Annotated in this window: 22 protein-coding genes, 1 tRNA gene and 3 pseudogenes; 17 read left to right on the top strand and 9 right to left on the bottom strand. The window is 75.1% G+C overall.

Features of this window, described 5'->3' with window-relative positions; genetic code table 11:
- Positions 1-187: 187 nt before the first annotated feature.
- The 12 genes from ABGB16_RS09970 (at position 188) to rdgB (ending at position 10,139) form a co-directional block, all read left to right on the top strand.
- On the top strand, positions 188-1,861 hold the full coding sequence (locus ABGB16_RS09970) for a hypothetical protein (RefSeq protein ID WP_347667695.1): 1,674 nt from the start codon (positions 188-190) through the stop codon (positions 1,859-1,861).
- 115 nt (positions 1,862-1,976) lie between these two features.
- Positions 1,977-2,267, top strand: coding sequence for an ATP-dependent Clp protease adapter ClpS (gene clpS, locus ABGB16_RS09965; RefSeq protein WP_347667694.1), 291 nt, complete (start codon positions 1,977-1,979; stop codon positions 2,265-2,267).
- Positions 2,264-2,761, top strand: coding sequence for a DUF2017 domain-containing protein (locus tag ABGB16_RS09960; RefSeq protein ID WP_347667693.1), 498 nt, complete (start codon positions 2,264-2,266; stop codon positions 2,759-2,761). Before clpS ends, ABGB16_RS09960 begins: the two co-directional genes overlap by 4 nt.
- 52 nt (positions 2,762-2,813) lie before the next feature.
- Positions 2,814-3,302 (top strand): M67 family metallopeptidase, encoded by a 489-nt coding sequence (locus ABGB16_RS09955; protein WP_347667692.1) that lies wholly within the window; start codon positions 2,814-2,816, stop codon positions 3,300-3,302.
- Between the two features lie 74 nt (positions 3,303-3,376).
- Positions 3,377-3,658: a MoaD family protein gene (locus ABGB16_RS09950; RefSeq protein WP_347667691.1), complete on the top strand. Its 282-nt coding sequence runs from the start codon at positions 3,377-3,379 to the stop codon at positions 3,656-3,658.
- A gap of 10 nt (positions 3,659-3,668) precedes the next feature.
- Positions 3,669-4,634, top strand: a complete 966-nt coding sequence (locus ABGB16_RS09945) for a cysteine synthase (protein WP_347667690.1) — start codon at positions 3,669-3,671, stop codon at positions 4,632-4,634.
- Between the two features lie 229 nt (positions 4,635-4,863).
- Positions 4,864-5,610 (top strand): MBL fold metallo-hydrolase, encoded by a 747-nt coding sequence (locus tag ABGB16_RS09940; protein WP_347667689.1) that lies wholly within the window; start codon positions 4,864-4,866, stop codon positions 5,608-5,610.
- 100 nt (positions 5,611-5,710) lie between these two features.
- Positions 5,711-6,850 carry a glycosyltransferase family 1 protein gene (locus ABGB16_RS09935; protein WP_347667688.1) on the top strand — a complete coding sequence of 380 codons (1,140 nt, stop codon included), beginning with the start codon at positions 5,711-5,713 and terminating at the stop codon, positions 6,848-6,850.
- Positions 6,850-8,055, top strand: coding sequence for a glycosyltransferase (locus ABGB16_RS09930; protein ID WP_347667687.1), 1,206 nt, complete (start codon positions 6,850-6,852; stop codon positions 8,053-8,055). Before ABGB16_RS09935 ends, ABGB16_RS09930 begins: the two co-directional genes overlap by 1 nt.
- A 230-nt stretch (positions 8,056-8,285) precedes the next feature.
- Entirely contained in the window at positions 8,286-8,747 is a 462-nt protein-coding gene (locus ABGB16_RS09925; RefSeq protein ID WP_347667686.1) for a hypothetical protein, read from the top strand.
- 52 nt (positions 8,748-8,799) lie between these two features.
- Positions 8,800-9,525: a ribonuclease PH gene (gene rph, locus ABGB16_RS09920; RefSeq protein ID WP_347667685.1), complete on the top strand. Its 726-nt coding sequence runs from the start codon at positions 8,800-8,802 to the stop codon at positions 9,523-9,525.
- Positions 9,522-10,139, top strand: coding sequence for an RdgB/HAM1 family non-canonical purine NTP pyrophosphatase (gene rdgB, locus ABGB16_RS09915; RefSeq protein WP_347667684.1), 618 nt, complete (start codon positions 9,522-9,524; stop codon positions 10,137-10,139). The genes rph and rdgB overlap by 4 nt, the downstream gene beginning before the upstream one ends.
- A gap of 13 nt (positions 10,140-10,152) precedes the next feature.
- Here rdgB and hutH read toward each other — a convergent pair whose 3' ends face one another.
- From hutH to ABGB16_RS09890, 5 genes and pseudogenes are all read right to left on the bottom strand, one after another.
- Entirely contained in the window at positions 10,153-11,691 is a 1,539-nt protein-coding gene (gene hutH, locus ABGB16_RS09910) for a histidine ammonia-lyase (protein ID WP_347667683.1), read from the bottom strand.
- Positions 11,688-12,884 (bottom strand): imidazolonepropionase, encoded by a 1,197-nt coding sequence (hutI, locus tag ABGB16_RS09905; protein WP_347667682.1) that lies wholly within the window; start codon positions 12,882-12,884, stop codon positions 11,688-11,690. The genes hutH and hutI overlap by 4 nt, the downstream gene beginning before the upstream one ends.
- A gap of 77 nt (positions 12,885-12,961) precedes the next feature.
- A pseudogene (locus ABGB16_RS09900) lies at positions 12,962-13,567 on the bottom strand (amidohydrolase family protein); the annotation flags it as partial.
- A gap of 221 nt (positions 13,568-13,788) precedes the next feature.
- Positions 13,789-15,021 (bottom strand): allantoate amidohydrolase, encoded by a 1,233-nt coding sequence (locus ABGB16_RS09895; protein ID WP_347667681.1) that lies wholly within the window; start codon positions 15,019-15,021, stop codon positions 13,789-13,791.
- 41 nt (positions 15,022-15,062) lie between these two features.
- A pseudogene (locus ABGB16_RS09890) lies at positions 15,063-15,212 on the bottom strand (transcriptional regulator); the annotation flags it as partial.
- Between the two features lie 97 nt (positions 15,213-15,309).
- On the opposite strand from ABGB16_RS09890, the gene ABGB16_RS09885 reads away from it, so the two are divergent.
- The 3 genes from ABGB16_RS09885 (at position 15,310) to ABGB16_RS09875 (ending at position 19,065) form a co-directional block, all read left to right on the top strand.
- Complete coding sequence (locus tag ABGB16_RS09885; protein ID WP_347667680.1) at positions 15,310-17,322, top strand: trypsin-like peptidase domain-containing protein; 2,013 nt, start codon at positions 15,310-15,312, stop codon at positions 17,320-17,322.
- Positions 17,323-17,419: 97 nt separating this feature from the next.
- The gene (locus ABGB16_RS09880; RefSeq protein ID WP_347667679.1) at positions 17,420-18,253 is read left to right on the top strand and encodes a class I SAM-dependent methyltransferase; all 834 of its coding nucleotides are present in this window, start codon (positions 17,420-17,422) and stop codon (positions 18,251-18,253) included.
- Positions 18,250-19,065, top strand: a complete 816-nt coding sequence (locus ABGB16_RS09875) for an MOSC N-terminal beta barrel domain-containing protein (protein ID WP_347667678.1) — start codon at positions 18,250-18,252, stop codon at positions 19,063-19,065. Before ABGB16_RS09880 ends, ABGB16_RS09875 begins: the two co-directional genes overlap by 4 nt.
- Before the next feature lie 122 nt (positions 19,066-19,187).
- Here ABGB16_RS09875 and ABGB16_RS09870 read toward each other — a convergent pair whose 3' ends face one another.
- The 4 genes from ABGB16_RS09870 to bcp all read right to left on the bottom strand — a co-directional run bounded on the left by ABGB16_RS09870 (position 19,188) and on the right by bcp (position 20,983).
- Positions 19,188-19,718, bottom strand: coding sequence for a GNAT family N-acetyltransferase (locus ABGB16_RS09870; RefSeq protein ID WP_347667677.1), 531 nt, complete (start codon positions 19,716-19,718; stop codon positions 19,188-19,190).
- A gap of 96 nt (positions 19,719-19,814) precedes the next feature.
- Positions 19,815-19,888, bottom strand: a tRNA-Leu gene (locus ABGB16_RS09865).
- Positions 19,879-20,406: an HNH endonuclease signature motif containing protein gene (locus tag ABGB16_RS09860; RefSeq protein WP_347667676.1), complete on the bottom strand. Its 528-nt coding sequence runs from the start codon at positions 20,404-20,406 to the stop codon at positions 19,879-19,881. The genes ABGB16_RS09865 and ABGB16_RS09860 overlap by 10 nt, the downstream gene beginning before the upstream one ends.
- A gap of 100 nt (positions 20,407-20,506) precedes the next feature.
- Positions 20,507-20,983, bottom strand: a complete 477-nt coding sequence (gene bcp, locus ABGB16_RS09855) for a thioredoxin-dependent thiol peroxidase (protein ID WP_347667675.1) — start codon at positions 20,981-20,983, stop codon at positions 20,507-20,509.
- A gap of 288 nt (positions 20,984-21,271) precedes the next feature.
- Here bcp and ABGB16_RS09850 point away from each other — a divergent pair, with 288 nt between their 5' ends.
- Together ABGB16_RS09850 and ABGB16_RS09845 are read left to right on the top strand one after the other, a co-directional pair.
- Positions 21,272-21,991 carry an energy-coupling factor ABC transporter permease gene (locus ABGB16_RS09850; RefSeq protein WP_347667674.1) on the top strand — a complete coding sequence of 240 codons (720 nt, stop codon included), beginning with the start codon at positions 21,272-21,274 and terminating at the stop codon, positions 21,989-21,991.
- Positions 21,988-22,320, top strand: a pseudogene (locus ABGB16_RS09845) (PDGLE domain-containing protein); the annotation flags it as partial. The gene ABGB16_RS09850 and the pseudogene ABGB16_RS09845, both read left to right, overlap by 4 nt.
- Positions 22,321-22,358: the final 38 nt, after the last annotated feature.

Genomic DNA, 22,358 nt, shown 5'->3' with positions numbered 1-22,358 from the left:
ATCGATCCGGATACGTCCGCGTACGTACCGTCACCGCGGGAAATTGAGTAACCCGATGGTTACCCGTGAGTATCGGAGTGGCCTGTTGCCGACGCCGTTCGCCCGTACTCTTCCGGCATCCGGCTGTCTCGGCCGGAAGAGACACGCGGCCGGGTTCCCGTGGCCGCCCTCACCGGGAGGCCACCTGATGAAGCCGGGCCCTCTCCCCGGGATCGACGTGCCCGATCATGCCGGCGGTGGCCCGTTCGGCCCCGCGCGGTGCGCACCGCTGCCGGCCCGGCTGGGGGTGACCGAGCCCGGGCCGGACGAGCCCCTGGCCGTGGTCGCCGCCGGTCCGGCCGGCGCCGCCCGCCGCGACGTGCTCGCCGCCCTGCTGGACCTCGCCCCGGACGTGCTCGCCGTCCCGACGGGGAGCTGGCTGATGGTCGATCACGCCCGGGTGGCCACCCGCGCAGCCTACGTGCCGGGCTACCGCGAGCCGTACAGCTACGCGCCGGACGGGTCCGCGGCGGGCCCCGCCCTGGCCCGGCCGCCGCGCCGGGTCGAGCTGAGCCTCGCCGAGCCGCTGCTGCGGCACTTCACCCTTGTCGACACGCCGGACAGCGAGACGCTCGGTCCCGCCGGTGGGCAGATCCTGCGCGACGCCGTCGGCCGGGGCGGCGCGCTGCTCTTCGTGATCGCCGCCGACCAGGCGTTCACCGCCGCAGAGCTGCACCTGCTGGCCGAGGTCGCCCGCAGCCGGGTCGAGGTCTTCTTCGTGGTCACGCCGGGCGCGTCCGGGTGGGCGCCGCCGTCCGACGGGGCGCCCGTCGCCCGGGGCGAGGCGGCGGCGCCGGAGGGGCGGGTGATCCGTGGCCGCGGGGGCCGGGCGAGGCGCACCGGGCCGGCGGGCCCCGACGGTGGGGGCGGGACGCCGGCGTCGGCCGCGCGCCCGGGCACCCCGGTGGACCCGCGGGCCGGCCGGCCCGCGGCCGAGCCCGTCGACCCGGTCGAGGTGGTCGTCGCCGCGCACCGCGCCGCCCTGCTCTCCGCCGTGCCGGAGCTGGCCGGCGCGCGGTGGTGTCCGGCGCGGCCGGAGGAGACCGACGCGCTGCGTCGGGCGCTGGTGGGCTGGTCCGTCGGGGAGGGGCTGCGCCGGGCCAGCGCCCAGCCGCCCGTGCCGGCCGGGGCGCACGGCCGGGTGTCGGTGCTGCCGGGCCTGGACCCGACCGAGTGGTCCGAACAGCTCGACCGCCAGGCGCGCTCCTGCGCCCAGCGGATCCGCCAGGACCTCGCCCTGGAGCTGGCCAGCACCCACCTGCGGGTGGTCCAGGAGATCGTCTTCGGGGTCGGCAGCGCGGGCCTGCCGCAGCTGCTGGACCGGGAGATGGAGGCGCTCTCGCTGCTCGCCACCGCCAAGTGCGACCGGGCGGTGCGGGCGATCCTGGACGACGCCGCGGCCCGGGTCTTCGGCGCCCCGGTCGCGGAGGGGGTGCGCCGGCGGATCGCCGACGCCGTGCACTTCGGGCTCGCCGACCACCCGGCCGGCCAGGATCTCGACCGGGTGCTGCTCGTCACCAGCACCGCCGGGGTGGCCGAGCTGGCCGGCCCCGGCGCCGTCGACTCCGTCTCCGGCTACCCCGGCGCGGCGCGCACCGAGGTGCTGCCGCCCGTGGCGGTGGCGCTCTCCGGCGGATGCTGGCAGCACTGGCGCACGCCCGGCAACGACGACCCGGGTGGCGCGCGCTCCTGGGCGCAGCGGGCGCTGCGCGAGGTCGAACTGGAGCTCGCGCGGGAGGTCTCCCGGCGGTTCGAGGCGGTCCGCCTCTCGCTCGGCGTGGTGCTCTCCGATGCTGTCGACCACGGCATCCTGCTGGCCTGACGGCCGCCCGGTCGGGCTCGGGCGCGAGCCGTTCGCGCGGCCCGTCGGCGCCGATCCGGGCCGGTCCGGCGCTCCGGTTCATCGCCACGGCGGAACCGGTGGCACGATGGGGGGCATGGCGGCTCCGCAGGTTGCACCGGTCGAGACGCCGGACACCGAAGAGGTGCCGGCTTTCGACCGGCCGTGGGTGACGATCGTGTGGGACGACCCGGTCAACCTGATGTCGTACGTGACCTGGGTCTTCCAGAAGCTCTTCGGGTACAGCCGGGAGAAGGCCGAGAAGCTGATGCTGGACGTGCACCACAAGGGGCGGGCGGTGGTCTCCAGCGGCGCCCGGGAACGGATGGAGCACGACGCTGCGCAGCTGCACGCGTACGGGCTGTGGGCCACGGTGGAGCGCTCGTGAGCGAGTTCCGCCGCCGCGGCGACCGGTACGTCGTCGCCCTCGCCCCGGACGAGGTCCGCGTGCTGCGCAAGGTGGCCTCCGAGGTTGTGGGCCTGCTCACGGACGGCTTCGACCACTCCGACCCGGTGGTCGGCCGGCTGTTCCCCGAGGCGTACCCGGACGACGCGCCCGGTGCGGCGGAGTTCCGCCGCTACACCGAGGGCGACCTGAAGACCGGCAAGATCGACCAGGCCGGCGCGGTCCTCGCCGCGCTGCCCGAGGCCAGCGGCGAGGTGGCGCTCGACGCCGAGGCGGCCGAGGCGTGGCTGCGGGCGCTCAACGACGCGCGGCTGGCGATGGGCGTCCGGCTGGAGATCAAGGACGGCACGGACCTGGGCGCGGAACTGGACGTGGCGGTGGCCGCGGACCCGTCGTCGAGCCGGGTGTTCCAACTATCGGTATACGCCTATCTCGGGTACCTCCAGGAATCCCTGCTCAACGCCATGATCGACTGAGCGTGACCGCTGCCACTTCGGGTGAAGGCCAACAGGCGTTAGGCTGGACGGCGTGCTGACCATCGACCGGTCGATCGTCGACGCGATCGTCGCCCACGCGCGTCGGGACCACCCGGATGAGGCGTGCGGCGTGGTCGCCGGCGCCGCCGGCAGTGACACCCCCACCCGGCACATCCCGATGGAGAACGCCGCCCGCTCCATGACCTTCTACGAGTTCGACTCGATGGAGCACCTGCGGGTGTGGCGGGAGATGGACGACCGCGACGAGGAGCCGGTCGTCATCTACCACTCCCACACCGCGACCGAGGCGTACCCGTCCCGCACGGACATCTCCTTCGCCGGCGAGCCGAACGCCCACTACTTGCTCGTCTCCACCCGCGAGCCCGACACGGAGGAGATCCGCTCCTACCGGATCGTCGACGGCGTGGTGACCGAGGAGCCGGTCCGGATCGTGGACGCCAGCGTGGACCCGCACGCCGTCCAGTCCTACATGTTCGGGCAGAGCCCGGCGACGGTCGACTACGAGTGTTCCGACCGCTGACACCCGCAGCGCCGAAACATCCTTCTCCCTTCCGTCACCGTGCCACCACACACCCGAACAAGGAGTACGACACCATGGCCATCGAGGTTCGCATCCCCACCATCCTGCGCGGCTACACCGGCGGCGCGAAGGTCGTCGAGGGCGCCGGCGACACGCTGGGCGACCTGCTGACCGACCTGGACTCCCGGCACGAGGGCCTGCGCGCCCGGCTGGTCACCGACGCCGGCGCGCTGCACCGGTTCGTCAACGTCTACGTCAACGACGAGGACGTCCGCTTCCTCGGCGCGCTGGACGCCAAGCTCAACGACGGCGACAGCGTCACCATCCTGCCGGCCGTGGCCGGCGGCGCCCGCTAGGGCTGTCGCCATGTCTCGGTACGACAGCCTGCTGGACGCCTGCGGGGGCACGCCCCTGGTCGGGCTGCCCCGGCTCTCCCCGACGGTGCCCGAGGGGGCGCCGCCGGTGCGGCTGTGGGCGAAGCTGGAGGACCGGAACCCGACGGGCAGCATCAAGGACCGCGCGGCCATGTTCATGGTCCGCCGGGCCGAGGAGGAGGGCCGGCTGCGCCCGGGCGACACCATCCTGGAGCCGACCAGCGGCAACACCGGTATCTCCCTGGCGATGGTGGCCAAGCTGCGCGGCTACCGGCTGGTCTGCGTGATGCCGGAGAACGTCTCCGCCGAGCGGGTCCAGCTGCTCCGGATGTACGGCGCGGAGATCATCTTCTCGCCGGCCGCCGGCGGGTCGAACCAGGCCGTCGCCACGGCGAAGCAGATCTCGGCCGAGCACCCCGACTGGGTGATGCTCTACCAGTACGGCAACGAGGCCAACGCCCGGGCGCACTACGAGACGACCGGGCCGGAGCTGCTGCGTGACCTGCCCACCATCACGCACTTCGTGGCCGGGCTGGGCACCACCGGCACCCTGATGGGCACCGGACGCTACCTGCGCGAGAAGGTCGAGGGTATCCAGGTCGTGGCCGCCGAGCCCCGCTACGGCGAGCTGGTCTACGGGCTGCGCAACATCGACGAGGGGTACGTCCCGGAGCTCTACGACGCCACGGTCCTGTCGAGGCGGTTCTCCGTCGGCACGCGCGACGCCGTGCTGCGTACCCGGCAGTTGGTGGAGGTCGAGGGGATCTTCGCCGGTTTCTCCACCGGCGCCATCCTGCACGCCGCCCTGGCGGTCGCGCACGAGGCGGTCCGGGCCGGCCGGGGGGCCGACGTGGCGTTCGTGGTCGCCGACGGCGGATGGAAGTACCTCTCCACCGGCGCGTACGGCGGCACGCTCGCCGAGGCGGAGGAGGCCCTCGAAGGTCAGCTCTGGGCCTGACGACAGCGACGGGACGGGTCGTGGCCGGGTGACGGCCGCGGCCCGTCGCGTGCTTTCCGCCTCCCGTACGCCCGGCGTGGGTGTCACCTTGGTGACAACTTCCACGAGATGATTCTTGCTCCGGTGCGAGCCAGCGTAGGCTGCGCAGCGTGGCGTACGCGTCGGTGGAGATCATCCCCGGGGTGGCGGCCGACGTGACGACTACCATATGTTACAGCGGGACGACGTGATGCGACTGACCGTCCTGGGCTGCGCCGGTAGCTTCCCCGGCCCCGACTCCCCGTGTTCGGCCTATCTCGTCGAGGCCGAGGGCTTCCGCCTCCTGATCGATTTCGGCCCGGGAGCCCTGTCCACTCTCCAGCGGTACGCCGGGCTGCACGCCCCGGACGCCATCCTGCTGACCCACCTGCACTGTGACCACATCCTCGACGCCGTGTCGTACGTCGTGGTCCGCCGGTACGCCCCGGACGGCCCGTACCCGGCCCTGCCGGTGTACGCGCCCTCCGGCGCGCCCGACCGGCTGGCCTCCGCGTACGGGCAGGAGGACGGCACGGTCGACGACGTGTACCAGTTCTACGGGCTGCAGCCGGGCACCTTCCCGATCGGACCGTTCACGGTCACGGTGGACCGGATGAACCACCCGGTCGAGACGTACGGGGTGCGGCTGGAGCACGACGGCCGGGTGCTCTGCTACTCCTCGGACACCGCGCCGTGCGAGGCGCTGCTGCGGCTGGCCCAGAGCGCCGACGTCTTCCTCTGCGAGGCCAGCTACCTCGACGGGGTGGAGAACCCGCCGGACCTGCACCTGACCGGCCGGGAGGCCGGCGAGGCGGCCACCAAGGCGGGCGTCGGGCGGCTGCTGCTGACCCATCTCGTGGCCGCGTGGGGCAGCGAGGCGATGACCGTGGAGGCGGCCGGGGCGGCGTACGCCGGTCCGCTCGAGGTGGTCCGCGCCGGCGCGTCGTACGAGGTCTGAACGCCGCCGCCCCGGCGGCGCGCCGTGTTGTGCCGCACTGTTCGCCGGCCCGTCAGCCGCCCGTCGCCTGATGCACCGTTGCGACCCCCACGGTGGGGCCATGCGCATCGCCATCGTGACCGAGTCGTTCCCCCCGGACGTCAACGGCGTGGCGCACTCGGTCGTGCGGAGCGCCGAACACCTGCTGCGCCGCGGCCACGAGCCGCTGGTCATCGCGCCGGCCCCCGCCGCAAGGCACCGGGACACCGGCCGGCAGCCGTACCCCGTGATCCGGATCCCCAGCGTGCCGCTGCCGCGCTACCAGGGATTCCGGCTCGGGGTGCCCGGCGGGCGGCTGCCGGAGGCCCTGCTGGCCCACCGGCCGGACGTGGTACACCTCGCCAGCCCTTTCGTGCTCGGGGCCCGGGCGGCCGCCGTGGCCGCCCGGCACGGGCTGCCCACGGTCGCCGTCTACCAGACCGATGTCGCCGCGTACGCCCGGGCCTACCGCGTCAGCTGGGGCGAGGCTGCGGCGTGGCGGCGGCTCCGAGCCATTCACAACTCGGCGCACCGGACCCTCGCTCCGTCCACCCGGGCCGCCGCCGATCTGAGCGCCAACGGCGTCGAACGGGTCTGGCTCTGGCGGCGCGGCGTCGACGCCGAGCGGTTCGCCCCGGCCCACCGTTGCCCGTCGCTGCGTCGCACGCTCGCCCCCGCCGGCGAGACCCTGGTCGGATACGTCGGCCGGCTGGCCCCGGAGAAGCAGGTGGATCTGCTCGCGGCAACCGCGGGGCTGCCCGGCGTCCGCGTGGTGGTGGCCGGCGACGGCCCCGCCCGTGGGCAGCTGGAACGGGCCCTGCCGAAGGTGACCTTCCTCGGCGTGCAGCACGGCGCGGCGCTGGCCCGGCTCTACGCCAGCCTCGACGTCTTCGTGCACACCGGCCCGCACGAGACCTTCGGCCAGACCCTGCAGGAGGCCGCGGCCAGCGGCGTACCCGTCGTCGCGCCCGCCAGCGGCGGACCGGTGGACCTGGTGCGCACGGGTGAGACCGGCCTGCTCGTGCCGCCCGGCGACGCGGAGGCGCTGGCGGACGCGGTCGCGGCGCTGGCCGCCGACCCCGCCCGCCGCGCCGCGTACGGCGCGGCCGGGCGGGCGATGGTCGAGGGGCGCAGCTGGACCGCCGTCGGCGACGAGTTGATCGCCCACTACCGGGCGGTCCAGGCCGCCGCGGGTTCCGCCCGCGCCCTGCCGGCCGCGTGATGACCGACATGGGAGACCCGTCGGTGGCGCCCGGGCCGGCGCCGTCCGGCCTGCGCATCGTCCGGCTGGCGAACTTCGTGGCCCCGCGCTCCGGCGGGCTCCGCACGGCGCTGCGCCACCTCGGCGCGGGATACCGGGCCGCGGGACACGACCCCGTCCTGTTGGTGCCGGGCCCGCGGCACGAGGACACCCGGCACGGACACGGCCGCCTGCTGACGCTGCCCGGGCCCGCGGTTCCCGGCAGCGGCGGCTACCGGCTGCTCACCAGCCGGCGGGACGTGGTCCGGGTGCTCGACTCGCTCGCGCCGGACCGCCTGGAGGTGTCCGACCGGTCCACCCTGCGCTGGGCGGGCAGTTGGGCGCGGGCCAACGGCGTGCCGTCGGTGATGGTGTCGCACGAGAGCCTCACCGGCCTGCTGGCTCAGTGGAGGCTGCCCCGCCCCGCCGCCCGCCGGCTCGCCGACCGGCTGAACGCGGCCACCGTCCGCGCGTACGACCGGATCGTCTGCACCACCCGGTGGGCGGCGGAGGAGTTCCACCGCCTCGGCGCGCCCGACGTGTCGCTGGTGCCGCTCGGCGTCGACCTGGAGACGTTCCATCCCGGACGCGCCGACCCCGGCGTCCGCGAGTGGTACGCCGACGACACGGAGATCCTGCTGGTGCACTGCGCCCGGCTGTCGCCGGAGAAACGACCGGGCCTCGCTGTCGACGCCCTCGCCGCGTTGCGCCGGGCCGGGCTGCCGGCGACGCTCGTGATGGCCGGCGACGGGCCGCTGCGGGCCGCTCTGGTCCGGCGCGCCACCGACCTGCCCGTACACTTCACCGGCTTCCTGCCGGACCGGCTTGCGGTGGCCACGCTGCTGGCCAGCGCGGACGTGGTGCTGGCGCCCGGGCCGGTGGAGACGTTCGGCCTGGCCGGGCTGGAGGCGCTCGCCTGCGGCACGCCGGTGGTGGCCGACGCGGCGAGCGCCCTGCCCGAGGTGCTCGGCCCGGCCGGGGCGACCGCGCACGGGACGCCCGCGTCGTTCGCGGCCGCCGTGACCCGGCTGCTCGACCTCCCGGAGTCCCACCGCCGGGCGGCCGCCCGCGCCCGGGCGGAGCGGTTCGGCTGGCCGGCCGCCGTTGCCGGCTTCCTCGCCGCGCACCGGGCGGCTGCGGGGCCGGCGGCCCCGACCGGGGCCTCGAACCCGCCGTCGTCCCCCTAGGATCCCGCTGGTGAGCGACTCCCCCTCCGGGGCGGCCGGCTGGCAGCCCCATCCGCCGACCCCTCCGCCAGCTCCGTCCGGCCCGCCGTTCCCGCCGACACCGCCCGCCCAGGCCGGGCCGTGGCCGGCTCCCCGGCCGTCGGCGGCGGCCGGACCGTACCCGCCGGCACCCCCGGCGAGCGCGTACCCGCACCCGCCGGCCGGGCCCGCGCCGGTCCACCGGGCTGCGGGTGTTCTTCGTCCTGCTCGCCGGGCTGCTCGCGATGGGGCTCTGCGCCGGCGGCGGCATCGCCGGGTACGTGGGTTGGTGGGTGCCCCGGCAGGACATGGCCGAGCGGAGGGCGATCTTCACGGACTGGGGCTCGCCGCGCAGCTTCACCTCCGACGGGCTCGTCGAGGGCGACGACTCGTCGCTGCGGGTGTACCGGTTCACCTGCCCGCAGGGCCGGTGCCCGGTGGACCTCGGCGAGCGGGTGCACGAGTGGCTCGTCGCGGCCGGCGCGCAGGACGCGAAGATCGAGGACGTGACGCGCTGCGTGGCCAATGGCTTCCAGTACGGCGGCCCCACCTGCACCTGGACGTGGCGGGTGAAGGGTTGCCGGGCGACCGCGACCACGACCGGGCTGGAGCAGGTGCCGACCGGCTGGGATCGGCCGCTCGTGCTGAACGTCCGCGTCCAGGAGTGCGACTGAGAGGGGCCGGGGCGAGCGGTGGCCGGACGGCCGCACCGCATAGGGTGCAGGGATGGCACGACCTGACGGGCGGCGGCCCGACCAACTTCGACCGGTGACGCTGACCCGGGGCTGGAGCACCCACCCGGAGGGCTCCGTGCTCGTCGAGTTCGGCGGGACGCGGGTGCTGTGCACGGCGAGCGTCACCGAGGGTGTGCCCCGCTGGCGCAGGGGCTCCGGGCTCGGCTGGGTCACCGCCGAGTACGCGATGCTGCCCCGGGCCACGAACACCCGCTCCGACCGGGAGAGCGTCAAGGGCCGCATCGGTGGGCGTACCCACGAGATCTCCCGGCTCATCGGGCGCAGCCTGCGGGCCGGCGTCGACCTCAAGGCCCTCGGCGAGAACTCGATCGTGCTCGACTGCGACGTGCTCCAGGCCGACGGCGGCACCCGCACGGCGGCGATCACCGGCGCGTACGTGGCGCTGCACGACGCGGTGACCTGGCTGGCCGAGCGCAGGGCGCTGGCCGGCAAGGTGGACAGGGTGATGCACCGGTCGGTCGCCGCGGTGAGCGTCGGCGTCATCGCCGGCGAGCCGCGCCTCGACCTCTGCTACGAAGAGGACGTGGCGGCCGAGGTGGACATGAACGTGGTCTGCACCGGCACGGGCGACTTCGTCGAGGTGCAGGGGACGGGCGAGTCCGGCGTCTTCGCCCGGGACCGGCTCGACGCCCTGCTCGACCTGGCCGTCGCCGGCTGCGCGGAACTGGCCGATGCCCAGCGGAAGGCTCTCTCATGAACAAGGTCCTGCTCGCCACCCGTAACCGCAAGAAGCTCATCGAGCTGCAGCGGATCCTCGACGGCGCGCTCGGCGCGCACCGGATCGCCCTGCTCGGCCTCGACGACGTCGAGCAGTACCCGGAGCTGCCGGAGACGGGCCTGACCTTCGGCGAGAACGCGCTCATCAAGGCGCGGGAGGGCTGCCGGCGCACCGGCCTGCCGACCATCGCCGACGACTCCGGCATCGCCGTCGACGCGCTCAACGGCATGCCCGGGGTGTTCAGCGCCCGCTGGGCCGGCCGGCACGGCGACGACAAGGCCAACCTCCAGCTCGTGCTGGACCAGATCGCCGACGTGCCGGACGAGTACCGGGGCGCCGCCTTCGTCTGCACCGTGGCGCTGGTGCTGCCCAACGGCAGGGAGCACCTCGTCGACGGCCGCCAGGCCGGCCGGGTGCTGCGCGCCCCGCGCGGCGAGGGCGGCTTCGGGTACGACCCGATCTTCCTCGGCGACGGGCGGGACCGCACCAACGCGGAGCTGACCCCGGAGGAGAAGGACGCGGTCAGCCACCGCGGCAAGGCGCTGCGCGAGCTGGCCAAGCTGGTCGCCAAGGTGCTGCCCCCGGCGGCCTGACCCGCCCCGCCGGTCAGCCGAGCGAGCCGATCTGCCGTTCGATCGCGGCGCGCAGCTCGGGGCCGCGCACCACCTCGCGGGCGGCCTCCATCAGCGGGGCGAGGAAGACGTCCGGCCCCGGCTCGCCGGCCACGTCCCCGAGCGCCGCCAGTGCGGCCCGGCCGGCCGGGGACGGCTCCAGCGGGGCGCGCAGCTGCAGGCCGCGCACGGCGGCCAGCAGCTCCACCGCGAGCAGGCTGGTCAGGTTGTCCAGCACGGTGCGCAGCTTCTTCGTCGCCGCCCAGCCCATCGAGACGTGGTCCTCCTGCATGCCGCTGGTCGGCAGCGAGTCCACGGAGGCCGGGGACGCCAGCCGGCGGTTCTCCGCGACGATCCCGGCCGCGGTGTACTGGGCGATCATCAGCCCGGAGTTGACCCCGGCGTCGGGGGAGAGGAACGCCGGCAGGTCCCGGGACCGGGTGACGTCGAGCAGCCGGTCCACCCGGCGCTCGGCGATCGCCCCGACCTCGGCGGCGGCGATGGCCAGGAAGTCCGCGGCGAAGCCGAGCGGGGCGCCGTGGAAGTTGCCCGTCGACTCGACCCGGCCGTCGGGCAGCACCACCGGGTTGTCCACCACGGACACCAGCTCCCGGTCGGCGACCGTGCGGACGAAGTCCAGGGTGTCTCGGGCCGCCCCGGCGACCTGCGGCGCGCAGCGCATCGAGTACGCGTCCTGCACGGCGTGCGACAGGTCGTGGCGGTGGGAGTCCATCACCGCCGAGTCCTGGAGCAGCCGGTGGATGTTCGCCGCCGACACGGACTGCCCGGGGTGCGGCCGGATCGCGTGCAGCTCGGGCAGGAACGGCCGCTCCGAGCCGAGCATCGCCTCGATCGCCAGCGCCGCGGTCACGTCGGCCATGGTGAACAGGTGCGCCGCGTCGTGGACCGCCAGCAGCAGCATGCCGAGCATGCCGTCGGTGCCGTTGATCAGCGCCAGCCCCTCCTTGGCGGCCAGCTCGATCGGCGCGAGCCCGACCCGGCGCAGCGCCTCGGCGGCGGGAATCCGGTCGCCGGCCGGGCCGAGCACCCAGCCCTCGCCGAGCAGCACCAGCGCGCAGTGCGCGAGCGGGGCCAGGTCGCCGGACGCGCCGAGCGAGCCGTGCTCCGGCACCCACGGCGTGACCTCGCGGTTGAGCAGGTCCACCAGCGCCTCGGCGACCAGCGGGCGGACCCCGGAGCGGCCCAGCGCCAGCGAGCGGACCCGCAGCAGCATCATCGCCCGGACCACCTCGCGGGGCATCGGGGCGCCCGCCCCGGCGGCGTGCGAGCGGATCAGCGCATGCTGGAGCTCGGCCCGTCGCTCCGGCGCGACGAAGGTGTTCGCGAGGGCCCCGAACCCGGTGGACACGCCGTAGACCGGGCGGCCGGCGGCCTCGATGCCGTCCACGATGGACCGGCTGGTCGCCATGGCGTCCACGGCGGACTGGTCGAGGACGACCTTGGCGGTGCCGCGGGCGACGGCGAGCACGTCGGCGGGGGAGATCCCCGTGGGCTGGACGGTGACGGTCGTCATTGGGGAACTCCGTTGTGCAGAACCTGGCGGATCAGTGGAACCCCGGGCCGGTAGGCCAGGTGCAGGTGGGACGGGGCGTCGAGGATCATCAGGTCGGCCCGCGCGCCGGGCTCCAGCCGGCCGACGTCGTCGCGGCGCAGCGCCCGCGCGCCCCCGGCGGTCGCGGCCCAGACGGCCTCCGCCGGGGTCATCCGCATCTCGCGTACGGCGAGCGCGATGCAGAACGGCATCGACGACGTGTACGACGACCCGGGGTTGCAGTCCGTGGCCAGCGCCACGGTGACGCCCGCGTCGAGCAGCCGCCGCGCGTCCGGGTACGGCGACCGGGTCGAGAACTCGGCCCCGGGCAGCAGGGTGGCGACGGTGGTCGTCTCCGCACCCGAGCTCCAGTCCACCGTCGTCGCCGCCAGCGCGTCGACGTCGGCGTCCGACAGGTGGGTGCAGTGGTCGACGCTGGCCGCGCCCAACTCCACCCCGAGCTGCACGCCGGGCCCGGGGCCGAGCTGGTTGGCGTGCACCCGCACGCCCAGCCCGACCGCCTGCCCGCAGGCGAGGATCGCCCGGGCGTGGTCGACGTCGAAGGCGCCCCGCTCGCAGAACACGTCGATCCAACGGGCGTGCGGGGCGGCGGCGGCGAGCATCGGCCCGCAGACCATGCCCACGTAGTCGTCGGGGCGGTCGGCGTACTCGGCGGGGACGACGTGCGCGCCGAGGAACGTGGCGTCCTCGCTGAACTCGGCGGCGATCCGCAGCGAGCGGGCCTCGTCGGCGACGGTGAGGCCGTACCCGCTCTTGATCTCGATCGTGGTGGTGCCCTGCCGCATCGCCTCGCCGCGCAGCCGGCGCACGGTGGCGCGCAGCTCGTCGTCGCTCGCCGCCCGGGTCGCGCCGACCGTGGTCCGGATGCCCCCGCCCGTGTACCGCTCGCCGGCCATCCGGGCGGCGAACTCGGCGGCCCGGTCCCCGGCGAAGACGAGGTGGGCGTGGCTGTCCACGAAGCCGGGCAGCACGGCGGCGCCGTCGGCGTCGATCCGCCGGTCGGCGGCCGGCGCGTACCGGGCCGGCCCGATCCACGCCACCCGCCCGTCCTCGACGAGCAGGGCGGCGTTGCGGCGGATGCCCAGCGGCCCGTCCTCGCCGCCGGTGGAGTTGGTGACCAGCTCCCCGATGTTGTCGACCAGCAGTGCGCTCACCGGGTCACCTCCTCGATGGCCGCGCGCAGCTCGCGCGGCACGTCCACGGTCAGGTGCCGGCCGTCGGCGACGACCTGCCGCCCGTCGACCATCACGTGCGTGACGTCGGCGCTGGTCGGGTGGGTGGCGTGCACGGCGGTGGCGCTCGGCCCGAGCACCCCGTGGTCGGCGAGCAGCCGGGTCGGGGTGCACCCGTGCACGGCCCGGCAGGCGTCGTTCTCGGCGGGCTGCTCCGACAGGTGGACGTGCAGCGGCGCGCCCCGCTCGGCCCAGCGCAGCGCGTCGCCGTCGCCGAAGCGCCGCTGCGGGCCGGCCAGCGGCGCGCCGTCCACGCCGGCCGTCAGGTAGCAGGTGTCCAGCAGGGTGATCCGGACGCCGGCGTGCGCGGCGGCCTCGACCAGCGCCGCGCCCATCGCGTTCGCCTCGCCGTACGGGGCGCCGCCGGGGCCGTGGTGCAGGTAGTGGAACTCGCCGACGCAGGTGATCCCGGCCAGCGCCCTCTCCGCGTACGCGGCGCGGGCCAGGGCCAGGTACGAGTCGGGGTCGAGCCGGGACGCGACCGCGTACATCTGGTCGCGCCAGGTCCAGAAGTCGCCCCGGCCGCCGTGGGTGCGCCCGCGCAGCGCCCGGTGGAACGCGTGCGAGTGGGCGTTGGCGAGCCCGGGCAGGGTCAGCCCGGGCAGCCAGGCGTGCTCGGCCAGCCAGCGGCTCGCGGTCACCTCGTCCACCCCCTGTGGAGCTGCCCCGTCGGTGCTACCGCCACCGCCGCCAGGCGGAGTGGCCCGCGCGGCGCACGTGGTCTCTCGCCCGGCCTCGCCCGGCCTCGCCCGGCCGCCGCCCCGTCCGTGCGGGCAACTCCACAGGGCCCGCGAGCGGGTGCCGGCCCTCCGCGCCGCGGAGGTGTTCACGTGCACGTCGGCTCCCCGAGCGTCGGCTCCCCGAGCGTCAGCTCCCCGAGAACGCGGGCCAGGGCGGTCACCCCGGCGGCGCAGTCGGCGTCGCTGGCGCCCTCGGCGGGGGCGTGCGACACCCCGGTCGGGTTGCGCACGAACAGCATCGCGGTGGGCAGGTGCCCGGCCAGCACCGCGGCGTCGTGGCCCGCCCCGGTGGGCAGCACCGGCGCGTCGAGCAGCGCCGCCAGCCGGTCGGCCAGGCAGCCGTCGAAGGCGACCAGCGGGGTCGCCGACTCCTCGGTCAGGGCGACCTCCGTGCCGTCCCGCCGCGCCCGCTCGGCCGCCTTGGCGCGGACCGCCTCGACCAGCCCGGTCAGCGTCTCCGGCTCCGCCGCCCGGGCGTCCAGCCAGCCCGTCACCTTCGACGGGATCGCGTTGGTGGCGTTCGGCTCGACGGCCACCCGGCCCACGGTGGCGTGCGCGCCGCGCAGCCGGGCCTCCTTGTTCGCCGCGAGCACCGTGAACGCGTACGTGAGCATGGGGTCGCGGCGGTCGGCCATCCGCGTCGTACCGGCGTGGTTGCCCTCGCCGGAGAAGTCGAAGCGCCAGCGGCCGTGCGGCCAGATGGCGCTGGCCACCGCGACCGGCGCGGCCTGCTCGACCAGCGCGCGGCCCTGCTCGACGTGCAGCTCCACGAACGTCGACCAGCCGCCCAGCAGGTCGGGGCGGGCGCCCGCCGGGCGGTCGCCCAGCGCCTCGGCCAGGCTCACCCCGTCGGCGTCGCGCAGCCCGGCCGCGCGGTCCGGGTCCAGCGCGCCGGTGAGCAGCCGCGACCCCAGACACGGTACGCCGAACCGGGCGCCCTCCTCCTCCGCGAACGCGGCCACCACCAGCGGCCGGACCGGGGTGGACCCGGCGGCCCGCAGCTCGTCCACGGCGAGGAACGCGCTGACGATCCCGAGCGGCCCGTCGTACGCCCCGCCGTGCGGCACCGAGTCGAAGTGGCTGCCGGTCAGCACCGCGTTCCCGGCCGTCGGGTCGCCCCACCGGGCGAACAGGTTGCCGTTGCCGTCGGCGGTGACCGGCATGCCCCGGCGCTCGGCCTGCTCCCGGAACCAGTCGCGCAGCGTCAGCTCCGGTTCCGTGAACGCGTACCGCAGGTAGCCGCCGCTGCGGGCGTCCCGCCCGATGGGCGCGATCTCGTCCCAGAGCTTGCGGAACCGGGCGACCAGATCCTCGCTCACGCTGCACCCCCCGCCATCGGCACCCGCACCCCGGTACGCCCGGCCACCTCGGCCGCGGAGAGATACGCCGCCGTGGCGGCATGCTGCACAAGGCTGTGCGCGATCCGGTGCTGCGTCGGCGTGAGCCGGACGCCCTGGAACAGGTCGAGCACCCGGTCGGCGGATGCGCCGACGGTACCTCCGTCATTCATGCGGCGACTGTAAAGCTTTCAGAGGCAACCCGCGCCGCCCAGTGACGTCGTGCCACGTCTGTACTATCCGCACGGCGGGTGAGCAGAGGGAGTGGACATGCAGCCGGTTGGTCCGTACAGGTTCACGGAGACCTCAGGCGTCTGCCAGGTCGGCAGGGCCTGGTGGGCCGTCGATGGACAGGACCGGCTGGTCACGGTCGCCGTGCTGGAGGGGGCGGCCGCGGCCGACCCGCCCTGGCGTGAGGCGTTCACCAACGCCGCGAACACGCTCGCGCAGACCCCCGGCGGGCACCGCTACCTCAACGCCGACTTCGCCGCCGCCCAGCCGTGGGTCGCGTACCCGTCCGAGGAGGACGGTGCCGCCCAGCGGCTGTTCCAGATGCTCGGCATGCAGCTGCGCCCCGAGGGCGACGAGCCGCAGCCCGGGTGGGACGCCACCGTGGCGCTGCCGACGGTCGTGCCCACCCAGCCGGTCCCGGCCGCCACGCCGGTGCAGCCCGTCCCGGCCGCCACGCCGGTGCACCCGGTCTCGGGCGGTACGCCCGTCCACCCGGTCTCGGGCGGGCCGGCGCATCCCGTCTCGGGCGGGCCGATGCATCCGGTCTCCGGCGGGCCGATGCACCCGGTCTCCGGCGGGCCCGTGCATCCGGTCTCGGGCGGGACGCCGTACTGGGGCCCGCAGCCCGTCGCCACCGGGCACCCCGTCTCGGGCGTCCCGGTGTCCGGCGGCACGCCCTTCGACCACGCCGCCGCGACCCAGGACCCCTTCGCCAACCCGCAGCGCCGCATCCAGCCGTCCGCGCCGGAACGGCGGTCCGGGGGCCCGTGGATCGGGGCGGCCGTGCTCGCCGTGCTGCTCGTCGCCGTCAGCGGTGGCCTGGTGTTCTGGACGAAGGCGGCCGGCCGCGGTGGGGACGCCGCCCCCGCCGCCCCCACCACCTTCCCGACCACCACCTCCGTGGACGTCTCGCTCAAGCCGTGGACGACGTTCGGGCCGTACAGCCCAGAGGAACGCGCCCTGGCGACCGCCGCGCCGTCGCTCGTCTTCCTCGAGACGGTGATCACCGGCTACCTGCGGGACAGCGCCACGAACGCACCGCTGGGCACGAAGCCGATCACCGTCAACCGGCGGTGCAGCGGCTTCGTCGTGTCCACCAAGGGGCACGTCCTGACCAGCAGTTCCTGCGTCCGCCCACCCGACGAGGTGATCCGGGAGAGCGCCCTCGACTCGTACGCCGACGACCTCGTCGACGACCACAAGCTCACCTCGGCCCAGGTGGACGACTACGTCCAGGACAAGCTGCCCGCCACCAGCTTCACCGGCCAGGAGCCCGGCTCCCAGCCGACCGTGCAGGTGTACGGGCAGCTCAACAGCGCCCGCGGCAGCCTCACCGTGGCGCCGGCCGTCCCCGGCCAGATCGTCGAGGCGCTCCCCGCCGAACAGGGCGGCGCCGCGGTGGTCAAGCTGCTCCGCGAGGACCTGCCGGCGGTCGAGCTGAACACGTCGAGCACCCTCAAGGCGGGCGCCCCACTGCTCACGGTCGGCTTCCGCCTCAGCGACAGCAGCTCCCGCGGCTCCACGTACACCCCCCGGGCGCGGCTGGTGACCGTCACCGACGTCGCCCAGTCGGGTTCCGTGTCCATCTACCGGGTCAACGGGGACGCCAGCCGGATCTCCCACGGCGGCATGGCGCTCGACCCGAGCGGCCGGGTCGTCGGCATCCTCGACCAGGGCCGGGACGAGGCACGGCCCGACAACGCCAACGACGTGGTGGTCCCGGCGGCCACCGGCGCCGCCCTGCTCGACAAGGTGGGGGTCGACAACGCCCTGGGCGCCGCCGACGAGCGCTACCGCGACGGGCTCGACGCGTACTTCGGCGGGGAGCAGCCGACGGCGGTGGCCGCGTTCGACCGGGTCGCGAAGGACTCGCCGGCCAACCTGCTCGCCCAGGCGTACCGGGAGAACGCCGCGCAGCGCCAGAAGCTCGAAGGCGACTCGTCGGGCCAGCCGGCCTGGGTCACGGTGTCCGTCGCCGCGCTCGGGGGAGCGCTGATCGCCGGGCTGGTCGTCGGCCTGGTGGTCCTGTTCCGGCGCCGCCGGCAGGGCTGATCAGGGCCGGCTGCACCGCCCGCCCGCGGCGGACCGCGTCGGGCTGAAAGAAAACTTTCTCAGCTTCCGTTTCCCGGAACCTGGTAGAACCCTCCCCGTGGACGCAACGAAGCTGCGGCGGGCGATCGCCCGCACCCGACTCGCCCCGGTCGCCGCCTTTCCCAAGCGACTCGCCCGGGTGGCCCGGCACGACGCCAAGGTGCTGCGCACCTCCGCCCGCTGGCTGCTCACCTCCCGGGAGCACCACAACTACACGTACGAGCTGACCAAGCTCAGCCGCCACCACCTGGCCTGGTTCGTCAGCGTGGTCTGCGACGTGCCCGTGGCCCGGGTCCGCGGCTGGTTCGCCGAGATCGAGGACGACGACGCGCTGCGCCGGCACATCGAACGGGCCACCGCCGAGGCGTCCCGCCGGGGCCTCGCCGACCGGCAGGTCCGCTACGCCCGCCGCGTCGGCTGGTACGCCATCGTCCGCGCCACCCGACCCGCGCACGTCGTCGAGACCGGCGTGGACAAGGGACTGGGCACCTGCGTGCTGGCCGCCGCCCTGCTGCGCAACGCCGCCGAAGGGCACCCCGGCCGGGTCACCTCCCTCGACATCAACCCCGAGGCCGGCTACCTGGCCCGCAGCGCGCCCTGGTCGGAGGTCGTCGACCTGGTGGTGGGCGACTCCATCGCCTCCATCGCCGCCCTCGACCGGCCCGTCGACCTGTTCCTGCACGACAGCGACCACAGCCGGGAACACGAGAAACGCGAGTTCGCGGCGGTCGAGCCGAAGCTGGCCCCCGGCGGGCTGCTGCTCACCGACAACGTCACCCACACCAACGTCCTCGCCGAGCACGCCGAACGCACCGGCCGGCGCTTCCTCGCGTACCGGGAGACCCCGGCCCGGCACTGGTACCCCGGCGACGGGATCGGGGTCGCCTGGTGAGGCTCGCCGCCCTCCACACGTACCCGGTCAAGGGGTGCCGCCGGCTCGACCACGACGACGCCCGGGTCGAGCCCTGGGGCCTGGCCGGCGACCGCCGCTGGATGGTGATCGACGCGGACGGGCTCGGCGTCACCCAGCGGGAGGCCACCGCGCTCGTCGGGCTGCTGGTCGAGCCCCGCGACGGCGGCCTGCTGCTGCGCGCCGCCGGCCGCCCCGACCTGCGCGTCGCCGAACCCACCCGGGTCGACCCGCTGCCTGTGCGGGTGTTCAGCAGCCGGCAGCAGGTCGCCGCGCTGCCCGCCGGCCCGGCCGCCGACGCCTGGCTCAGCGCCCTGCTCGACCGCCCGGTCCGGCTGGTCCACCTGGCCCGGCCCGCCCGGCACGTGCCCGTCGGGCAACTGGTCCACGACACCGGCGACCAGGTCAGCTTCGCCGACGAGTACCCGCTGCTGCTGGCCAACGCCGCCTCCCTCGACGCGCTGAACGGCTGGCTCGCCGACGCCGGCGAGCAGGCCGTGCCGATGAGCCGCTTCCGGCCCAACCTCGTCGTGGTGGGCGCGCCGGCCTGGGCCGAGGACGGCTGGGTCGGCCGCCGGCTGCGGATCGGGTCGGCGTGGTTCCGCGCCGGCGGGACGTGCGGCCGCTGCGTGGTCACCACGACCGACCAGGAGACCGGGGTACGCGGCAAGGAGCCGCTGCACACCCTCGGGCGACGCCGCAACGTCGACGGCAAGCTCCGGTTCGGGCTGAACCTCGTCCCCGAGGGGCCGGGCGCGGTGCGGGTCGGCGACCCGCTGATCGTGGCGGGCTGACCGGCGCGCCCGGCGCGCCCGGCGCGCCCGCGCCGCCCGCCGGGGCCGGGCTCCGGCAGGTCGGGCGCCCGGCGGGGCCGGCTCCGGCAGGTCGGGCGCCCGGCGGGGCCGGCTCCGGCAGGTCAGGCGCCCGGCGCGGCCAGGTTGAGCCACATGAAGATCTCGTCCCGGTCGTCGCCCGGGGCGACCCGGAGCGCGCCCGGGAGCCGGCCCACCTCCCGGTACCCGAGGCGCTCGTAGAACCGCTCCAGCCCCAGCCCGCCCCGCACCGTCACGTGCAGCGCCGCCAAGCCCATCGCGCGGCCCAGCCGCTCCGCCTCCCGCATCAGCGCGTACCCGTGGCCCCGGCCCTGGGTGTCCGGGTGCACCATCACCCGCTTCAGCACACACCAGTGCGTCTTCAGGTGGAACCGGTTGTCGGCGAAGATCAGCATGCCCACCGGGCGCTCGCCCTCGTACGCGACGAGCAGCCGGTCCGGGCCGTCCGCGATGGCCGCGAAGGTCGGCTCGGCGATGCCGAGGACGTCCGCGGCGGTGACCGGGGCGACGAAGCCGACGGCGCCGCCGGCGTTGGTGACGTCCACCCAGAGGGAGACGAGCTGCTCGCGTAGCTCGGCGGTGAGGTCGGGGTCGAGGACGAAGCGCAGACTCACGCGGCCATCCTGGCTCAGGCGCGGCCCGCTGACCCCTGGTCGTGACGCGCACGACAGCCGCCCGACCCGGGCGGTGGCAGACCCGGGGCGAGTGAGTAGGGCCGGCGGGATTCGAACCCGCACTGTCGCGGACCTAAACCGCGTGCCTCCTGCCGTTGGGCTACGGCCCCTTCATCGTGTACACCGTCATCTTCCACGGCCACTCCGGTGGACGACGGAGTCGCCTACCGATCGGAAATCCGGTCGGCGTCACGGCCTTCGGATCGTAGACCACATCCGGCGCGACCACATCCGGCCGTCGCGAGCCCGCATACGTGGCCGTCTGACTGTGGCAGTTCGGGCAGAGCAGGCGCAGGTTGTGCGGCCGGTTGTCCAGGAAGTCGCCGTTGATGTGATCGACGTGCAGGGTGAGTGGCGCGCCCTGCCAGACCGGTCCGGTTCCGCACACCTCGCATTCCTCTGGCAGGCCGATGGCCGCCAGTGCCCGCTTCAGCCGCCAACCGGGGATCCTCCGGGCGCCGTTCGGGCGCTTGATCAGCAACGCCGGAACCGGGACCCGCACGCCCCGCCCGCCTCGGTTGTGCGCGCGGCCGGTGAAGTGCGAGGTGTCGATGCCGAAGCGCTTGAGCTGCCGGCTGATGTGGGCGTGCGAGCCGCCGTTCGGTCGGACGCCGAGCAGCCGCAGCATGTCGGCGACGCTGCGGGCCTGCGCGGCGGCGCGGGCCAGCGCCTCGGGTGGATAGCGGTACCGGGCCACGCACGCACGGTAGTGGCCCGGTACGACAGGATCAGTCCAGGCCCAGGTCGCGCCGGAGCTTGGCCACGTGCCCGGTGGCCTTGACGTTGTAGAGCGCCCGTTCGATCTTCCCGTCCGGGTCGATGACGAAGGTGGACCGGATCACCCCGGTCACCGTCCGGCCGTACGACTGCTTCTCGCCGTACGCGCCGTACGCGGTGAGCACGGCCTTGTCGACGTCGGCGACCAGGGGGAACGTGATGGCGTCGCGCTCGCGGAACTTCGCCAGCTTCTCCGGCTTGTCCGGCGAGATGCCGACGACCTCGTAGCCGGCGGCCTGGAGCGAGGCGAGCGAGTCGCGGAAGTCGCACGCCTGCTTGGTGCAGCCGGGGGTCATGGCGGCGGGGTAGGCGTACAGGATCACCCGGCGGCCGCGCAGGTCGGCCAGGGAAAGGGTCCCGCCCGTGTCGGTGGGCAGGGTGAACTCGGGGGCGGGGTCGCCGGGGCTGAGGCGGGCAGGCGCGGTCATGGTTGGGACCCTACCGCCGGCCCCGGCGCCCCGGCGGGGGAGGACGCGCCGAGGCCATCCGCGTCACCGCGGCGCGTCACGGCGCCGCCGTCCCGTCGGGAGCGTCACCGCGGCGCAGTCCCGTCGTGCGCGTCACCGCACCGTCCCGTCGGGAGCGTCACCGCCCCGCCGGGCCGCTCGATTGGTGATCAACACCTCGGCTTGTTGCAAGCTATTGGCAACAGCAACCCGCCGCCAATAGGCTGACCCCGTCGGCGTGGACCGTCCCGCCGCGCCTCGGGAGGTCGAGTGGAAACCCTGGCGATGCACATCTCGAACGGGATCATCGACGGTCCCGTCGCCGCCGTCTTCGCCGCCTTCGCCCTGGCCGTGCTGACTCTGTGCGTGCTGCGCGGGCGGCGGGACCTGGACGACCGGCTGGCCCCGATGGCCGGCCTGGTCGCCGCGTTCATCTTCGCCGTCCAGATGCTCAACTTCCCGATCCTCACCGCCGGGGTGAGCGGCCACCTGCTCGGCGGCGCGCTCGCCGCGCTGCTGGTCGGCCCGTGGGTCGGCGCGCTCTGCGTGGCGGTGGTGCTGGTCGTCCAGGCGCTGGTCTTCGGCGACGGCGGGGTGGCGATGCTCGGGCTGAACGTCACCAACATGGCCGTGCTCGGCACCGCGGCGGCGTACCTGCTGATCGCCCTGCTGCTGCGGGTGCTGCCGCGCACCCCGGCCGGCCTCGGCGTGACCGCCTTCGTCTCCGCGCTGGTCAGCGTCGTGGTCGCGGCCATGGGCTTCGTGCTGCAGTACTGGCTGGGCGGCACCACCGACCTGGGCGGCAACCTGGCCGGGCTCGCCGGCACCATGGCCGGCGTCCACCTGCTGATCGGCGTCGGCGAGGGGCTGATCACCGCGACCACCGTGGTCACCGTCGCGAAGGTGCGCCCCGACCTCGTGTACGCGCTGCGTGCCCTGAAGCCGGCTGCGCCGGCTCCCGTCGTTCCGGTGGCCGGAGGTGCCCGATGAGCAAGCGTCCCTGGGGTTTCGTCGTCGGCGGCCTGCTGGTCGCCCTGCTGCTGGCCGGCGTGGTCAGCAACTACGCCTCCGCGCACCCGGACGGGCTGGACTCGTCGCTGCTCAGGGGCTGCACGGTGGACGCCGAGGGGGAGATCACCGGCGGCAGTTGCCCGGCGCAGCGGGAGCGGGACCACGAGCTGGGCGACAGCCCGCTGGCCGACTACGGCGTGCGCGGCCTGGACAACGACTTCCTCTCCACCGGCCTGTCGGGCGTGCTCGGCGTGCTGCTGACCTTCGCCGTCGGCGGCGGCGCGTTCTGGCTGCTGCGCCGGCGCGGCGCCGCCGCCCCGGACGGCCCCAACGGCCCCAACGGCCC

This window comes from Micromonospora sp. B11E3 (assembly GCF_039871625.1).
Lineage (GTDB): Bacteria > Actinomycetota > Actinomycetes > Mycobacteriales > Micromonosporaceae > Micromonospora.
The sequence above is the reverse complement of the archived record's forward strand: the minus strand, read 5'-3'. Positions and strand labels throughout refer to the sequence as shown.

What these genes read in the sequence shown, in the direction of transcription:
- ABGB16_RS09940 (WP_347667689.1), top strand. Translation starts at nt 4,864, where the DNA reads ATGCGACTGACCGTCCTGGGCTGCGCCGGTAGCTTCCCCGGCCCCGAC.
- ABGB16_RS09950 (WP_347667691.1), top strand. Translation starts at nt 3,377, where the DNA reads ATGGCCATCGAGGTTCGCATCCCCACCATCCTGCGCGGCTACACCGGC.
- ABGB16_RS09860 (WP_347667676.1), bottom strand. Translation starts at nt 20,406, where the DNA reads ATGCTGCGGCTGCTCGGCGTCCGACCGAACGGCGGCTCGCACGCCCAC.
- ABGB16_RS09970 (WP_347667695.1), top strand. Translation starts at nt 188, where the DNA reads ATGAAGCCGGGCCCTCTCCCCGGGATCGACGTGCCCGATCATGCCGGC.
- hutH (WP_347667683.1), bottom strand. Translation starts at nt 11,691, where the DNA reads ATGACGACCGTCACCGTCCAGCCCACGGGGATCTCCCCCGCCGACGTG.
- ABGB16_RS09935 (WP_347667688.1), top strand. Translation starts at nt 5,711, where the DNA reads ATGCGCATCGCCATCGTGACCGAGTCGTTCCCCCCGGACGTCAACGGC.
- bcp (WP_347667675.1), bottom strand. Translation starts at nt 20,983, where the DNA reads ATGACCGCGCCTGCCCGCCTCAGCCCCGGCGACCCCGCCCCCGAGTTC.
- clpS (WP_347667694.1), top strand. Translation starts at nt 1,977, where the DNA reads ATGGCGGCTCCGCAGGTTGCACCGGTCGAGACGCCGGACACCGAAGAG.
- ABGB16_RS09945 (WP_347667690.1), top strand. Translation starts at nt 3,669, where the DNA reads ATGTCTCGGTACGACAGCCTGCTGGACGCCTGCGGGGGCACGCCCCTG.
- ABGB16_RS09930 (WP_347667687.1), top strand. Translation starts at nt 6,850, where the DNA reads ATGACCGACATGGGAGACCCGTCGGTGGCGCCCGGGCCGGCGCCGTCC.
- rph (WP_347667685.1), top strand. Translation starts at nt 8,800, where the DNA reads ATGGCACGACCTGACGGGCGGCGGCCCGACCAACTTCGACCGGTGACG.
- ABGB16_RS09885 (WP_347667680.1), top strand. Translation starts at nt 15,310, where the DNA reads ATGCAGCCGGTTGGTCCGTACAGGTTCACGGAGACCTCAGGCGTCTGC.
- rdgB (WP_347667684.1), top strand. Translation starts at nt 9,522, where the DNA reads ATGAACAAGGTCCTGCTCGCCACCCGTAACCGCAAGAAGCTCATCGAG.